This is a genomic window from Sphingomonas sp. FG14, assembly GCF_057809675.1.
This window is the reverse complement of sequence record NZ_JBMDKK010000005.1, coordinates 205141-220604: the sequence shown is the minus strand read 5'-3', so window position 1 is coordinate 220604 and position 15464 is coordinate 205141. Positions and strand designations below refer to the sequence as shown.

15 protein-coding genes are annotated in these 15464 nt (G+C 66.2%); 9 read left to right on the top strand and 6 right to left on the bottom strand.

Annotation, left to right across the window (positions count from 1 at the left end):
- Positions 1 to 126: 126 nt before the first annotated feature.
- Positions 127 to 1251, top strand: a complete 1125-nt coding sequence (gene ribB, locus ACODTA_RS17725) for a 3,4-dihydroxy-2-butanone-4-phosphate synthase (protein ID WP_489067304.1) — start codon at positions 127 to 129, stop codon at positions 1249 to 1251.
- 110 nt (positions 1252 to 1361) lie between these two features.
- Here ribB and ACODTA_RS17720 read toward each other — a convergent pair whose 3' ends face one another.
- The 4 genes from ACODTA_RS17720 to ACODTA_RS17705 are packed head-to-tail and all read right to left on the bottom strand — an operon-like array spanning position 1362 to position 6518.
- Positions 1362 to 2471 carry a tyrosine-protein phosphatase gene (locus tag ACODTA_RS17720; RefSeq protein WP_489067303.1) on the bottom strand — a complete coding sequence of 370 codons (1110 nt, stop codon included), beginning with the start codon at positions 2469 to 2471 and terminating at the stop codon, positions 1362 to 1364.
- An 8-nt stretch (positions 2472 to 2479) separates the two neighbouring features.
- Positions 2480 to 3265, bottom strand: a complete 786-nt coding sequence (locus ACODTA_RS17715; protein WP_489067302.1) for an SDR family NAD(P)-dependent oxidoreductase — start codon at positions 3263 to 3265, stop codon at positions 2480 to 2482.
- A 44-nt stretch (positions 3266 to 3309) separates the two neighbouring features.
- Complete coding sequence (locus tag ACODTA_RS17710) at positions 3310 to 4323, bottom strand: metallophosphoesterase family protein (RefSeq protein ID WP_489067301.1); 1014 nt, start codon at positions 4321 to 4323, stop codon at positions 3310 to 3312.
- 14 nt (positions 4324 to 4337) lie between these two features.
- On the bottom strand, positions 4338 to 6518 hold the full coding sequence (locus tag ACODTA_RS17705) for a TonB-dependent receptor (protein WP_489067300.1): 2181 nt from the start codon (positions 6516 to 6518) through the stop codon (positions 4338 to 4340).
- 231 nt (positions 6519 to 6749) lie between these two features.
- Between ACODTA_RS17705 and ACODTA_RS17700 the strand changes: the two genes are divergently transcribed.
- A complete protein-coding gene (locus tag ACODTA_RS17700) occupies positions 6750 to 7370 on the top strand; it encodes a TetR/AcrR family transcriptional regulator (RefSeq protein ID WP_489067299.1) in 621 nt (206 codons plus the stop codon).
- Here the strand turns inward: ACODTA_RS17700 and ACODTA_RS17695 are convergent.
- Positions 7362 to 8222 carry a LysR family transcriptional regulator gene (locus tag ACODTA_RS17695; RefSeq protein ID WP_489067298.1) on the bottom strand — a complete coding sequence of 287 codons (861 nt, stop codon included), beginning with the start codon at positions 8220 to 8222 and terminating at the stop codon, positions 7362 to 7364. The two genes, ACODTA_RS17700 and ACODTA_RS17695, sit on opposite strands and share 9 nt — an antisense overlap.
- Before the next feature lie 102 nt (positions 8223 to 8324).
- Between ACODTA_RS17695 and ACODTA_RS17690 the strand changes: the two genes are divergently transcribed.
- Genes ACODTA_RS17690 through ACODTA_RS17680 form a run of 3 tightly spaced genes read left to right on the top strand, consistent with a single transcriptional unit; the run spans position 8325 to position 11457 of the window.
- Positions 8325 to 9767 carry an amidohydrolase family protein gene (locus ACODTA_RS17690; protein WP_489067297.1) on the top strand — a complete coding sequence of 481 codons (1443 nt, stop codon included), beginning with the start codon at positions 8325 to 8327 and terminating at the stop codon, positions 9765 to 9767.
- The gene (locus tag ACODTA_RS17685) at positions 9749 to 10258 is read left to right on the top strand and encodes a nucleoside deaminase (RefSeq protein ID WP_489067296.1); all 510 of its coding nucleotides are present in this window, start codon (positions 9749 to 9751) and stop codon (positions 10256 to 10258) included. Before ACODTA_RS17690 ends, ACODTA_RS17685 begins: the two co-directional genes overlap by 19 nt.
- A 5-nt stretch (positions 10259 to 10263) precedes the next feature.
- On the top strand, positions 10264 to 11457 hold the full coding sequence (locus ACODTA_RS17680) for a cyanate transporter (RefSeq protein WP_489067295.1): 1194 nt from the start codon (positions 10264 to 10266) through the stop codon (positions 11455 to 11457).
- Positions 11458 to 11494: 37 nt separating this feature from the next.
- On the opposite strand, the gene ACODTA_RS17675 is transcribed toward ACODTA_RS17680, so the two are convergent.
- Positions 11495 to 11905, bottom strand: a complete 411-nt coding sequence (locus tag ACODTA_RS17675; protein WP_489067294.1) for a hypothetical protein — start codon at positions 11903 to 11905, stop codon at positions 11495 to 11497.
- A 182-nt stretch (positions 11906 to 12087) separates the two neighbouring features.
- Between ACODTA_RS17675 and ACODTA_RS17670 the strand changes: the two genes are divergently transcribed.
- The 4 genes from ACODTA_RS17670 (at position 12088) to ACODTA_RS17655 (ending at position 15461) form a co-directional block, all read left to right on the top strand.
- On the top strand, positions 12088 to 12966 hold the full coding sequence (locus tag ACODTA_RS17670; protein WP_489067293.1) for a TauD/TfdA dioxygenase family protein: 879 nt from the start codon (positions 12088 to 12090) through the stop codon (positions 12964 to 12966).
- Positions 12963 to 14267 (top strand): MFS transporter, encoded by a 1305-nt coding sequence (locus ACODTA_RS17665; RefSeq protein WP_489067292.1) that lies wholly within the window; start codon positions 12963 to 12965, stop codon positions 14265 to 14267. Before ACODTA_RS17670 ends, ACODTA_RS17665 begins: the two co-directional genes overlap by 4 nt.
- Before the next feature lie 127 nt (positions 14268 to 14394).
- Positions 14395 to 14733, top strand: coding sequence for a hypothetical protein (locus tag ACODTA_RS17660; RefSeq protein WP_489067291.1), 339 nt, complete (start codon positions 14395 to 14397; stop codon positions 14731 to 14733).
- Entirely contained in the window at positions 14733 to 15461 is a 729-nt protein-coding gene (locus ACODTA_RS17655) for a cellulose synthase operon protein YhjQ/BcsQ (RefSeq protein WP_489067290.1), read from the top strand. Before ACODTA_RS17660 ends, ACODTA_RS17655 begins: the two co-directional genes overlap by 1 nt.
- The last annotated feature ends 3 nt before the right edge of the window (positions 15462 to 15464 follow it).

Sequence of the window (15464 nt, the reverse complement as noted above, 5' to 3'; positions counted from 1 at the left end):
TCCTTGCGGAGCCTGAATCAGATCGCGACGCTCACATCAATGGGTCCTGACCCTAGTCCGAACGGAGGATTTAAACCGCACCGCGCCGGGCTACCGCCTGTCGTCAGGAGGCCCGTGACCATGCTGATGACCCGTTCTCATCTTTCCAGCGTCGAGGAGATCATCGACGAGGCGCGGAACGGCCGGATGTTCATCCTTGTGGATGACGAGGATCGGGAGAATGAAGGGGACCTGATCATCCCGGCGCAGATGGCGACGCCGTCGGCGATCAACTTCATGGCGAAGCACGGGCGCGGGCTGATCTGCCTGGCGCTGTCGAAGCGGCGGGTGGACCAGCTCGGCCTGGACCTGATGAGCCGCAACAACGGCACCCGACACGAGACCGCCTTCACCGTCTCGATCGAAGCGCGCGAGGGCGTGACCACGGGCATCTCGGCGGCCGACCGCGCGCGCACCGTGGCGGTGGCGATCGATGCGTCCAAGGGACCCGAGGAGATCGTGACCCCCGGCCATGTCTTCCCGCTGGTCGCGCGCGAGGGTGGCGTGCTGGTGCGCGCCGGCCATACCGAGGCGGCGGTGGACGTCTCGCGCCTTGCCGGCCTCAACCCCTCCGGCGTGATCTGCGAGATCATGAAGGACGACGGCACCATGGCCCGCATGGACGACCTGATCGCCTTCGCCCAGGAACATGGCCTCAAGATCGGCACCATCCGCGATCTCATCGCCTATCGCCGCCAGCACGACCATCTCGTCGAGAAGGTCGCGGAGACCGAGTTCGACAGCCAATGGGGCGGGCGCTGGCGCCTGATCACCTATCGCAACAACGCGACGCGGTCCGAACAGCTCGCGCTCGTCAAGGGCATGATCGCCCCCGATCGCCCGACATTGGTGCGCATGCACGCCATGGAATTCGGCACCGATATGTTCGGCGGCACCGGCGCACGCGCCGGGTTGCTGCGCGGATCGATGGAGATCATCGGTGCCGAAGGCGTCGGCGTGATCGTCGTCATCAACCGCCAGATGCCCGACCTGCTCTCCCGCGCGGTCAAGGCGCTGGCGCGCGATGACGCGGACGACAGCGGCGACGCGGGCGAAACCGAAACGCTGCGCGACTATGGCGTCGGCGCGCAGATCCTGGCCGAACTGGGCGTGCAGGATATGGTGCTGCTCACCACCGGCACGCAATCGCCGGTGGCGCTTGCCGGCTATGGCCTGAACATCGTCGGCCAGCGGTCGCCACTGCCGACATGAGCCGGCTTATATGCGATCTCGAAGATGCTGACGCATCCTCGATCGGTTCGCTCAAGCGCCGCGCGGGCTGAATACCGGGTCTCGGCGAGTCAGGCTGTCGAGACCCGGTATCAGACCAGCAAAGCATCCTTGAGCGCGGCAACCATGGCATCGTCGATACCCAGGCCATCGCGAATATAGGCCTCCATCGAGCCATAACGCTTGTCGACCTCGGCAAAGGCCGCCTCGATAAAGGCGGCACGCACGGTCAGCACCGGTTCGAGCTTCGCCGGATCGAGCGGCGTCGACGACTTGGCGAGCGCGGCAAGCGTCGCGCGGTTCTTGCCCTCGAGATAGGCGTTGCTCGCCAGATAATCGGCCATCACCGTCTCGCGCGGCACGCCGAGCAGGCTCAGCAGCACCGCGCTCGCCCAGCCCGTCCGGTCCTTGCCGGCGGTGCAGTGATAAAGCAGCCCGCGCCCGCCCGCCGACGCCATGCGCGTCAGCAAGATCCGATAGGCGCTGCGCGCGCTCGGCAGCGCGACGAAATCGCGATTGGCCGCCGTCAGCATCTCGACGCCGCGTCCGCCCTGGATCATCGCCATCGCCTGGCGCATGTCGCCGCCCAGGCTGCCCTCGCTGTCCGCCGCGACGTCAAGGATCAGATGCTCGACCCCGGCGGGCACGCGATCGGGCTCGCGCTTGCGTTCGGTTGCGGTGCGCAGATCGGCGATCGTGCCCAGGCCGAGCGCCGACAGCGATGCGAAATCGCGATCGTCGAGACGATCGAGCTGGTCCGAACGATAGATCAGCCCCATCCGCACCCAGCGGCCATCGACGGTGCGATAGCCTCCGAGATCGCGCAGATTGGGAACGGTCGCGAGATGCAGGCCGCGATCGGCGATGACGAGCGGCGCGCCGCGATCAGGGACCAGCGCGAAGAACCAGCGCCGGTCCGGCGCCAGACCGGTGACGGTCGCGCTACCCGCCGCCCCGCCCGTCGCGACGGCGCGCGTCCGGTCGATCGTATCGGGGCTGGCGCCAGCATAGATGGTGACGCTCGATGCCCCGGGGGCGGACCAGCGAATGGCATGATCGCCCGCGCCCCGCGTCACCTCTGCCTGTTCGAAAGGGATGGCGCCGGACCGGACGGCAACCGCATCGCCACGCGGCTTAACCGTGGCACATCCATGGAGCGCCGGCGCGAGTGCGAGCGCAAGGACAAGGCTGAGGCGCTTCATCGCTTTTCCTATACCCGCTGCGATGAGATATTGCCGCCATCGACGACGAGTTCGGCCGCGGTGACATAGCTCGCTTCGTCCGACAACAGGAACCGGACGACGCGGCCCACTTCCTCCGGCACGCCGATCCGTTCGAGCAGGATGCGCTTTTCGAAGAAACCCTGCGGCAGATTGTCGATCGCGGGGCGTGTCATCGGCGTGACGATCTGGCCCGGCGACACCGAATTGATCCGGATGCCGTCGCGCGCCAACCGGTCGGCGAGCGAGCGGACCAACGACAGCATGCCGCCCTTGGCTGCGCTGTAGATCGGGTTGATGCCGTTGCCGAGCGTCGCGTTGATCGAGGTGATCGCCACGATCGCCGATCCCGGATTGGCGGCAAGATCGCCATGGATCTGCTGCGTCAGCAGCGCCAGCGGGCGCAGATGCGTGTTGATCCCCGCCGCCCAGCTTTCCGCCGTGACCCCTTCGAGCGACGCGGTATCGACGATGCCGGCGGCATGGACGAGCCCGCCGATCGTACCCATCGCCCCTCGGCTCGCGGTGATCGCGGCCGGATAGGCGTCGAGATCGGTGAGATCGATCGCCACGCCCAGCGCGGACACGCCGAATGCGTCGGCGATCGCGGCGGCACTCGCCCGGGCGCGATCACCATCGATATCCCAGAGCGCGACCGGACGGCCGACAGCGGCGAGCGCATACGCGGACGCCAGGCCGATGCCGGATGCCCCCCCGGTCACGATCACGCCGGTGGCGGGCGCGCCGAGCGCGGGCGATAAACTGGTCAAACTCATCGGAACATCATCTCCATATCTTGATCATCGGCGCTTCGCCGTCGTCAGCGCGCCGCGCCTGGCCCCTGCTTCCCGAACATGCCTTCGAGCTTCAGATTGGTGATGCGCGGCGCACCGTCGGCCATCGCCACCCACATCACATGATCGACCACCGACGGATCGTCGGTTGCGCCGCCCGGTATCCCACCCGTGGTGCCGAGCTGGACGTAGTCGACGCCGGCACGCTGCTCATGGGCATATTTGTGATAATGGCCCGCCAGCACCGTGTACGGGCGCCCCTTCAGCATCGCCTCAATCTCTCGAAAGGCGGCGGAATCGACCTTCCATGCCGGACGATGCATCAGCACGAAGGTCCAGCGCGCCCTGCGGTGCTTCGCCAGCGCATCACGCACCATCTTCACCTGATCGGCACTGAAGGCGACATTCTCCGATCCGCGAACCTTGGCGGCGAGCTCGGCCAGTTTCGGATCGCTAGCGAAGATCGCCTCCGCCTTTGCGGGGTCGCCCTGCAACGCGGCGAAGACGGTCTTCATCGCGTTGGCGCCATAGTGCTGGAGCAATTGCGTGCGCGCGATCTTGGGCTGCGGCGGATCCTCGGTATTGAGCACGACGAACAGCGCGTCCTTATAGGTGAAGCTGTAATAGTCCGCGCCCAGCCGCTTGCGCCAGATCTCGCGCTGCACCTGATTGGTCAGGTCATGATTGCCCGGCACGTAGAAGAAAGGGACGCCGAGCCTGGAAACCGCGCTCTCGATCTCGTCCCACTCCCCCTCGATCCGCGCGCGATCCTCCGTATTGCCCTCGATCAAATCGCCGATATTGATGACGAAATCGGGGCGAAGCTGCTCGACCTTCGCTATGGCATCCTCGAATACGCCGGGCCGGTGCTGGCCGGTGCGATCGCCGATCACGACGAAGCGGAATTCACGCGCGCCGCCGCCGAACGGTTTCGCCGTACGCGCGATCGGGAGCGTACCGGGATGGGCATCCTTCGCTCCCGCCCCGGCCAGAGGCAGCGCGAGCGCCGCCAGGCCAAGCGACAAGGCCAGGCGGCTCATCGGCCCACCACGCATCAGAAGGAAACGCTCAGATCGACGCCATAGGTGCGCGGTTCGCCGAACAGCGCACCAGGGCGGCCGATGTTGAACTGCATGATGTAATATTCCTTGTCGGTGAGGTTGCGACCCCACAAGCCGACACGGACACCGTCGAGCCCCGGAATGTCGGCCAAGGTCAACCGCGCGTTGAGCAGGCCGTAGTCACCGATAATGTATTTGCCCTGCGCGATGGTCGAGCTGGTGAATTTGTCGCTCTGCATCGTGTAGTTGATGTTGGTCGAAAGCGTGCCGATCGGCAGCGATTTGAGATCATGATTGAGATCGAGCGCCAGCGTATGGCGCGGCGCGTTGGTGAAGCGGTAATTGGCCGAGATATCGGCACCGGTCGCGTCGATCACCTCGTCATAGCGCGCCGAGAGCCAGCCATAATTGACGGTGAAGCGCAGATTGCGCACCGGCGCCAGCGTCAGATCGGCCTCGACCCCCTTCACTGTCGCCTTGCCCGCGTTGAGCACGTCGGTGATCCGGATATTGGTCGGATCGGACTGCACGTTGATCTGGATGTCGCGATATTTGGACTGGAAGGCCGCGACGTTGAAACGGACGCGATTGTCGAGCCACTGGCTCTTCATGCCGAGTTCGTAGGACCAGAGCGTTTCCGAACCGAACCCCTGATCGAACCGCGCGATCGAGCTGGCGCGAATATTATAGCCGCCGGACTTATAGCCCTTCACCGCCTTGGCATAGAGATTGACGTTGTCGGCGGCATCATAGGCCAGGATGAAGCTGGGGCTGAAATCCTTGAACTTGCGGCTTCCGTTGCCAAAGCCCGGCACGGGCGTGATCGCACCGTTGTTCACCTGGGTCTGGCGCGCCAGCGTCGCGGCGCGCTGATCCCAGCTATGGCGCATGCCGACGGTCAGGTGCAGGCGGCGATCGAGCCATTCGGGGCTGTAGGTCGCCTGGCCGAACACCGCCCAGCTTTCATTGGCGATCGTCGCGGTGGTGAAGCTGCGCGTCAGCGTCGGCGGGCTGTAGCTGTTGGAGAAATTGCTGCCGTCCTCAGAGAAATAATAGACGCCCAGCACATATTCGAGCTGCCGGTCGAACGTGTCGCCGATCAGTTGCAGCTCCTCGCTCCACTGGTCCTGCTTTGCCCGGCTGCTGTTCTTCTGCAGCGGATTGGGCCCGGTGACGCCCGACAGATAATCCTGGTTCTGGAAGTTATCGAGCTTGCGATAGCCGGTGATCGAACGGACGGTGAGCGTGTCGCCCGCATGCCATTCGGCGATCAGGCTGTGCCCTTCGGCGGTGACGTCGTTGGGCAGCAGGTCCCGGACGAAGGGGCTGCCCGCCTTGGGGCGTGCCACCGTCGCGGGATGCAGCGGCGAGAACGCCACATAGATCGGCGTGTCGTTGATCTCCGAACGATCATAGCTGTAGCGCAGGCTGAAATCGTCGGACGGCTGCCACAGCACGTCGCCGCGCATCGCCCGGCGATCCTTGTCGCCCCAGCGCTTCACGCCGGTGCCCGGATTGGCGACAAAGCCGTCCTGCCGGATATAGGCGTAGGACAACCGCGCCGCGAGCGTGCTGCCGATCGGGATGTTGACCGCGCCCTTCAGCCGCAGATTGTCGTAATTGCCGTAGGTCGCCTGCCCCTTGAAGCCGAATTCGCCCAGATCGGGCTTTTTGGTGATGAAGTTGATCGCGCCGCCCGTCGCGTTGCGGCCGTAAAGCGTGCCCTGCGGGCCGCGCAGGACCTCGACGCGTTCCAGCTCGGCGACCTCGAGCGCCTGGCCCTGGCTGCGCGCGACATAGACGCCGTCCATATAGACCGCGACACCGCCGTCCTGGGTGATCTGGTCGTCGCTCAGCCCAACGCCGCGCATGAAGATCTGCGTCGTCGCCGCGCTGTTGGGGTGCGGGGTGAGCTGGAGGTTGGGCACATTGGCACGCAGATCGGTGAGGCCGGTAATGCCCTTGGTCTCCAGATCGGCCTGGGTGAAGGCGGCGATCGAGATCGGCGTGTCCTGCAGCGATTCCTCGCGCTTCTGCGCGGTGACGACGATATCGCCCAACCCGTCATCGGCGGCCTGGGCAGCCTGCGACTCGGTTTGCGCCAAGGCCGGCGCGGCCGTGGCGACGATCGCGGTGCCCATCAGCGCGCGCAGCAGCAGTCCGTCTTTTTTCATCGAATCCATCCTCCCCTGAATGCCATGTCGCGCAGCGGCGTTCCACTTCTACCTACGCGACGGTAGACATTTTACCTACATGAAGGTAGAATTGCAATCATGAAAAACATGGAGTCTTCTTCCCTGCCGTTTCAGGCGCTGACGCATGCCGGCACCGGCCGACGGAATCGCATCGCCCCACGCGCAAAACCGGTTCCCACTTCTCCGCGCGATGCTTTAGGGAGAACGGCGATGAAGCCGATCAAACATCACCGGGGCGAGGCAACCCGCCAGTCAATCCTGGACGCAGCGGAACAGGTCTTCGCCGATCTCGGCTTCGCCACCGCGCGGCTGGAGGATGTGGCGCAGGCGGTGGGCATCCGTCGCCCGTCGATCGTCTATTATTTCGCGGGCAAGCAGGAACTCTACGACGCGGTCGAGGCCGAGATATTCGCATCGATGCACGACGCCGCGCTCGGGCGTGTCGCCCAGGCGACGGCGCCGCTCGACCGGCTGCTGGCGCTGTTCGACGCCTGGCTCGACTTTCTGGTGGCGCGCCCCACCGCGGCGCGCATCATCCTGCGGCTGGTCGCGGACGTCACGCCCCGGCGCGGCGATCCGACGCAATTCTCCAATATATTGCTGAGCGATATCGAGAAGCTGGCGGCGGAAGGCGCCGCTTCGGGCGATTTCAGGCCACTTTCGGCGATGCATCTGGTCAACGCGGTGGGAAGCGGCGCGCTGTTCTACGTCTGCAACGGCAACCAGATCGGCGACAATCGCCGCTACGATCCAGCCGATCCGGAGGAACTGGCGCGCTTTCGCGCGCTGATGCACCTGCTGGCCAAGGCCGCTGTCGCGCCGTCAGGCTGAGCGCCCGGCCGCGTCGAACCGGCGGGCAAGCACCTCGATCATGCTCTCGACAAGCATCGCGCATGGGCCAGTCCGTTCCCAGGCATAGATCGAAGCGACCATGGCCGGTTCCGGCCCGAACGCGGCGAACGGGCGGACGCCATAGTGCGACGCCACACCCGCCGGCACGAGGGACAGACCCAGCCCCGCCTCCACCGCGACAAGGACGCTGTTGAGGCTGGTTCCCGAAAAGGCGACATACCAGCGCCGGCGTTCGCGCTCGATCCGGTCGAACATCGCGTCGCGATACAGGCCGCCCGGCGGAAAGGTGACCAGCGGCAGCGGATCGGGCCATGCGATCGCGCGGTCTGCGGATTCGAACCAGCCGATCGCCTCCGGAAAGGAAGCGCGGCAATCGACGCTCGCCTTCGGTTCCTTGACGACGATGATATCGAACTCCCCGGCCCGGAACCGCCGGTCGAGATCGCGGCTGAGCCCGGTGGTGACGTCCAGCCGGACTTCGCGGTGCCGGCCGGCGAACTCCGCGAAGACCCGGCTCATCGGCGCGGTGACGATGTCGTCGGGCACGCCGATCCGGATCGCGGCGGTACCCGCCTGATCGGACAGCAATGTCTCCGCCTCCGCCTGCAGCGACAGGATTCGCCGGGCATGGCCAAGCAGACGCTCGCCAGACGCGGTCGCCCGTACCGGCCGGGCCGTGCGATCGATCAGGTCCTGCCCGACCGCCTGTTCCAGCCGGCCGAGCTGCTGGCTGACCGTCGATTGCGTCATGTGCGACCGTTCCGCCGCCAATGTGAAACTGCCGGTGTCGGCGATGGTCACGAAGGTACGGAGCAGACGCGGATCGAGCATGATCATTCAGATAATAGATATTGTTTTTTCATACATCTAATTTGCGAATACGAAAGCGCGAAGTTACCGGTCTGCGGACATGGAATTTCCGGGACTCGACGCATGAAACGCCTCTTCTCCATCCTTCTCGCCGGACTGGCGCTTCTGCCGATGCAGGCTGCGGCGAAGGAACGGGCCGACATCCTGATCCGCCACGCCACCATCGTCGATGTCGAACATGCGCGGCTGATCCCCGATCAGGCAGTGGCGACGACGGGCGACAAGATTGTCGCTGTCGGCGGCGATGCGGAGGTTTCGAAGCAGTGGAGCGCGCGGCGCACGGTCGATGCGAAGACGCGCTACCTGATCCCCGGCCTGTGGGACATGCATGTCCATTTCGGTGGCGGCCCCGATTTGATCGAAGAGAACCGGGCATTGCTGCCGCTTTATGTCGCGCACGGCATCACCACCGTCCGCGACGCGTCGGGCGACCTGCCATTGCAGGTACTGGGCTGGCGCGACGAGATCGCCAGGGGCGCGCTGTTCGGCCCGACCCTGTTGAGCTCCGGCCCCAAGATCGAGGGGATCAAGCCGATCTGGAAGGGCACGATCGAAACCGGATCGGAAGCCGATATCGACGCCGCGGTCGCCCGGCTGAAGACGCTGAAGGTCGATTTCGTGAAGATCACGGACAGCACGCTGAAACCCGAATTGTTCCTTTATGCATTGGGCAAGGTGCGCGCCGCCGGGCTGCGTGCATCGGGCCATATCCCGATGGCGCTGACCGTGGGCCAGGCCGTCGATGCCGGGATCAGCTCGATCGAGCATCTCGGCTACGCCTTCAAGGCGGGCGCGAAGGACGAGGCCGCCATCGCCGCCGATTTCGCGGCGGGCAGGATCGACCGCGCCGAGGCGAATCGCCGGATCGGCGCGAGCTTCGACCGGGAGACCGCAATGGCCGCCTATCATCACTTCGTGGAGAAGGGCGTCTTCGTGACCCCCACGCTCAACGGTGGCCGGATCATCGCCTATCTCGACCAGGACGATCACAGGAACGACGATTATCTAGCCTATATCGGCCCCAAGCTGCGCGCGACCTATACATGGCGCGTCGAGCGCGCAGCGCAGGCCGATGCCGCCGCGATCGCGGCCCGCCACGACCAGATCGAACGCGAGGCGGCGGTACTGCCGCTGCTCCAGGCGGCCGGCGTCACGATCATGGCGGGCACAGATGCCGGCTTCCTCAATTCGTTCAACTATCCGGGCATCGGCCTGCATGACGAACTGGGACTCTACACGCGTTACGGCCTGACGCCCGCCCAGGCGCTCTCGGCGGCGACACGCGCCGGCCCCGCCTGGTTCGGGACGCTCGATCGTTACGGCTCGATCGAGCGCGGCAAGGCCGCCGACCTGGTGGTGCTCGACCGCAATCCGCTGGAGGATATCACGGCGACACGCGCGATCCATGCGGTGATCCTGCGCGGCTCGGTTCAGGATCGCACGGCGCTCGACCGGATGCTCGCCGAGACCCGCGCCAAGGTGGCTGCGTGGAACGCCAAACCCTGACGGCGCGCGCGATGAAGACCGACGACCATTTCCTGCGCGCGGCGATCGCGCTCGCCCATGCCAATGTCGCGGCAGGCGGCCGCCCCTTCGGTGCGGTCGTCGTGCGCGGCGGCGAGATCGTCGCGACAGGCGTCAATGACGTGATCGGTTCGCACGATCCGACCGCACATGCGGAGCTGGCCGCGATCCGCGCCGCCAGCCGGACGCTCGGCACGGCCGATCTTGGCGACTGCGCGGTCTTCGCGAGCGGCCATCCCTGCCCGATGTGCATGGCGGCGATGCGGCTGGCGGGTGTGAGTGCGGTGACCTATGCCTATTCCAACGAGGACGGCGAGCCTTATGGCCTGTCGACTGCGGCACTCCGCGCCGAACTCGCCCGGCCCTTTTCCGAACAGTCGATGACCATCCGGCACATGTCGGCGCGGCTCGACACCTGCCCCGATCTGTACGGCGAATGGCGACGGCGGCAGGACGTCCGGCACCCGGGCTGAAAGCCATGCGGCGCAATGCCCTGCTGATCGCGGCCGTGGCCATGATCGGGCTGAACCTGCGGCCGTTCCTGACCGGGATCGGGCCGCTGGCCATGGCGATCAGTGAGGAAACCGGACTGGGCATGCAGGGCATCGCCTTGCTCACCCTGGTACCGATGCTGCTGATGGGCGGCTGCGCCTTTGCCGGCCCCGCCCTGCGCGACGCACTGGGCGCCCGCCAGGCGATCACCGGCGCGCTCGCCATGCTCGCCTTGGGATCGCTGCTGCGGCTGGGCGCCGGCACGGGCTGGATGTTGCTCGTGACGGCGGCGCTGTGCGGGCTGGGCGCGGCAATCGTCCAGGCAGTGTTTCCCGGGATCATCAAGCAGCATTTCCCACGCCACGTGGCCGTCGTGACCGGGCTCTATTCGTCGATGCTGATGGGCGGCGGCGCGTTGGGCGCGCAAGCCGCGCCACTGATCGCGCGCGCATCGGGCAATTGGCGCCTGGCGCTCGCCGCGCTGGCGCTGCCGGCGATCCTGGCCGCAGCGATGGCGGCACGCCTCCTGCCGCGTAACGAGACTGCGTCGCCAACGCGACGCGCGGCGCCGGCATTGATCGGGCTGCCGCGCGCATGGCTGCTGATGGCCTGTTTCGGCCTGGTCAATGGCGGCTACGCCTCGGTCGTGGCGTGGCTGGCGCTGTCCTATCAGGAGCGCGGATGGAGCGGCACGGCCAGCGGCGGGCTGCTGGCGATCGTCGCGGCGAGCCAGGCGATTGCCGCGCTGCTCCTTCCCATGCTCGCCGGCCGGCGGCCTGACCGCAGGCCCTGGCTATGGCTGACCCTGGCGATGCAGGCGGCCGGCTTCGCCGCCTTGATCCTGACGCCCGAGGCCGCGCCGACGCTCTGGGCGATCCTGCTTGGCGCCGGGCTGGGCGGCTGCTTCGCGCTGTCAATGATCGTCGCGCTCGATCATCTGCCGGATGCGGTCCGCGCCGGTGCGTTTTCCGCGCTGATGCAGGGCGGCGGTTTCCTGATCGCGGCGATCCCACCCTGGATCCTCGCCGCGCTGCACGATCGCGGCGGCGGCTTTGCGGCCGGGTGGCTGTTCCACCTCGGCTGCGTCGCGCTCGTCGCGGGATTGACGGTGCGGCTGGCGCCCGGCGGCTATGCGCGCGCAATGCGCGAACCGGAAGACAAGGCACAGCAAAGCGCGTAGCCGGTCGCCCGCCCGCGCTGGCTTTAACGGCTATCGGCTATTTGTTGCCGGGGCGGCCCGGACCCGGCTTGCCCGGCGGACGGCCGCCGCCGCCGCCCGGCCTTGACCGGTTGTTCGGCGATTGCGGACGCCTGGGCTTCGGCCCCGCGCCGCGCGGCGCATGGGCAGGCATTGACCGCGCCGGACGATCGGGGCCGCCGGCAGGCTTCCCGCCCGAGACCACATAACCTTCCTTCTGCAGGCGTGTGAACGCCGCGCGCACGCTCGCCGCGATCGCGGAGCGCAATTCGGGGGGCAGATCCGCGAAGGTGGTGTTGACGTGCAGCGCGCCCAGATCGCGGACGAGATTGTTGGGCAATCCCTTCGAAGCGGTCTTGAGCGCCTCGATACCATCCATGACGGCGGCGAAGATGATGTCCTGCATCACGTCGGTTGCGGATCTGGTCATGCGCGCTGACTAGCCGCTCCAAATCGAATTGTCGCCTGCCTTGTTGCGAATGGAGGGAGATCGTTTTCGCCAAACCATTCGCAACCCAGGGCAAGAATGAATGGGGCTTGCCGCCTCCCAGCCAATATGTAAATCTACTTAACTATCTAGAGAGGAAGCGGCGAGCGCCGCGCGAGGGCCGCATGATCCTGCAGACGCGTGCATTGCATCCCCTGTTCGCCGCCGAAGCCGCAGCCGTGGACCTGTTCGATCCGGCGATGCCGTCCGCGGTCGAGGCGGCGGTCGCTACCCATGCCGTGCTCGTGCTGCGCGGCCAATGGCTCGACGACGATGCGCAGATCACGTTCAGCCGGCGCTTCGGCGCACTGGAGCTTCCTCCCAGCCTGGGTATCCGCAACGCCGCGCAGGTGTTGCGCGTGGGCGAAGGTATATTCGATGTTTCCAACCTGAACGCCGATGGCGGGATCGAGCCGCGCGATTCACCACGCCGCCAGTTCGGCAAGGCAGATCAGGCCTTTCACACCGACAGCTCGTTTCATGCATTGCCGACCAAATGGTCACTGCTGTCCGCGCGCATCGTGCCGGCGAGCGGCGGCGAAACCGAATTCATCGACCTGCGTGCAGTCTATACGGCGCTCCCCGAGACGCTCCAGCGCCGGATCGCGCCGCTGTCCGCATGGCATTCGATCTGGCATTCGCGCGCGCGCGTCGGCTCGCCATTGCCGCCCGCCGAGATCCGCGACCGGCTGCCCCCGGTGCTCCAGCAGATCGTCCGCATCGCCCCCGACGGGCGGCCGACGCTGTTCATCGGCGCGCATGCCGGAGAGATCGCGGGCATGAATCCGGACGAGGGCCGCGCGCTCATCGACGAACTCAACGCCTTCGCGGCGCAACCGCGCTTCGTCTACGCGCATCGCTGGCGCGCGGGCGACCTGGTGATCTGGGACAATCGCTGCACACTCCACCGCGCCACGCCGTTCGACGACCTCCACGAGAAGCGCGACATGCGGCGGACGACGATCATGGAACATGGACCTGAGCGATCGGCGGTCGCAGCATGAGCGACGATACGACCGCAAGGCCGACGAGCGCCGCCGCCTGGTGGGCGCTCGCCATCCTCTTCCTCGCCTATACGCTATCCTTTATCGACCGCACGATCCTGGCGCTGCTCGTCGAACCGATCAAGCGCGACATGGGCCTGTCCGACACGCAGATCAGCCTGCTCCAGGGGCTCGCCTTCTCGCTCGTCTACACGGTGGGCGGGATTCCGATCGCGATGATCGCGGATCGCCGGTCCCGCAGCATGATCGTCTCGGCGGGTGTCGCGATCTGGAGTGTCATGACGGCATTGTGCGGTCTTGCCGCCAATTTCTGGCAACTCTTCCTGGCTCGCATGGGTGTCGGCATCGGTGAAGCCTCGCTTGGCCCCTGCGCCTATTCGTTGATCGCGGACCTGTTCCCGGCGAACATGCGCGGGCGCGCCATGGCGATCTATGGCGCCGGCGTGAAGGTGGGCGCGGGCCTGGCGCTGTTGATCGGCGGCGCGGTGATCGGCTTCGCGGCGCAATCGGATACCGTCGATAGCTGGTTCGGCCCGCTGAAGAGCTGGCAGCTCGTCTTCCTGATCGTCGGCCTGCCCGGCCTGCTGGTCGCTCTACTGGCGCTCACCATCCCTGAGCCGCGCGGACGCGGTGCCCTGATCCGTTCCGTCTCCGCCATACCGATCGCGCCTTATATGCGCGACAACCGCCGTGCGATCCTCTGCCATTTCGTCGGCATGGGCTTTTGCGCGATGACCGCGATCGCCGTCACATCGTGGGTGCCCAGCTTCTATATCCGCGTGCACGGTTACAGTGCGAGCGAGATCGGCTGGACATTGGGGCTGATCCTGCTGCTGACCGGCACATTGGGCGCCTATTGCGGCGGCGCGTTGTCCGACTGGCTGTCAGCGCGCGGCCATGTCGACGGACCGATGCGTGCGGCGCTGATCGGAATCGGCGTGTCGACGCTGTTCGGACCGGCGGCGATGCTGGTTGGATCGCCCGTGCTCAGCCTTGTGCTGATCACGATCGGCGCCGCATTCAGCGCCTTCTGCAACCCTGCCGGCGCCGCCGCGCTACAGCGCATGGTGCCCGGCCCGCTACGCGCGCGGGTCGCCGCGCTCTATCTGCTCGTCGTCACGCTGATCAGCGGCGTCGCCGGCCCGACCAGCGTCGCGCTCGCCACCGACTATCTGTTCGGCGATCCGCAGAAGATCGGCTGGTCGCTGGCGCTGGTGATCCTGGTCGGCGACCTGTTCGGCGCGCTGTTCCTGTTCGTCGGGATCAAGCCCTATCGCGACGCCATCAACCGCGCATCCTGACCATAAGCCCAGGACGGCAAAAAAATGCCTGTCTCTCAGCACTTGGCTCCACGGCCCACCGCAGACCTAACATCTTATTTACCATTGAGACGCATTCTGGGGATCCTTAGTTTTGGAGCACTCCCCAATGCGCCAGGATGCAAAGAGTCTACTCGCACGGCTGAACCGCAGGGATTTCAAATATCAGGAATTCCCCGATCCGTTCGCGGACATGGAACTCTGGCCGATCTTCGAGGCGCTGTTGATCGACGAACGCGTCATGGGGGAGCGGGCGCCGACGCTCGCGGCAGCCGAGGTGCAGATTCGCGCGCGCACCGGCCGCACGGAACGGACGGAGCGCCCGGCGCCACCCAAGAAAACGGGCCTTTTCAACCGTTATGGCAAGGGTGCGACGCCGGCCGCCGAGCCACGTGGCGAGGTCGTCAACATGCGCCAGTTCCTCGGCCGCCTTTCGGACAAGAGCTGATGCTGATCCTGGTCCATTCGCCCAAGGGCGGCGTCGGCAGCACCTTCCTCACCGCGCAGCTCGCGATGCATCTCGCCGAACGCGGGCACCAGGTGACCGCGATCGACTTCACTTATCAGGATTCGCTGAAGCTGCATTTCGGCATGCTCCCCAGCCAGACCGTGGCGGGCATGACCTATGCGCCCGGCGACACGATGGTTGTGGGCGGCGTCGAATTGCTCAACGGCCATGCGATCACCGAGGACCGGCGCTTCCTCGATGTACTCGATCAGGACGATCCGGGCCTGTTCGATCCACACCGCATCACGCTGCTCGACATCGCTTCGGGTTCGCGAACGCTCAAGACGCGGCTGCTCAGGCATTGCGATCTGCACATCTGCCCCCTGCTGCCCTTCGCGGGTTCGCTGGCGACGCTGCCGCTGGTCGAACCCGGCACGCCGGTCGCGCAGCTCGAAAAGACAACCTTCGTGCTCAATCAGCTCGATGATACCAGGCGGCTCTCGCGCCACAGCCACTCCTTTATCCGCGAGTTGCTGGGCGATTCGCTGCTCGGCACCGTGCGCCGTGACGAAGCCGTGAACGAAGCGCTGGCGATGTTCGAACCGATCCCGAAATTCGCGCCGTCCAGCGTGGTCCGCATCGATCTCGACCGGCTGACCCACATGGTCGAACGCCGGCTCGGCCTTGTCGCCGACGAGGATGCCAGCACCGCCTCACTGCAGATCTGACCC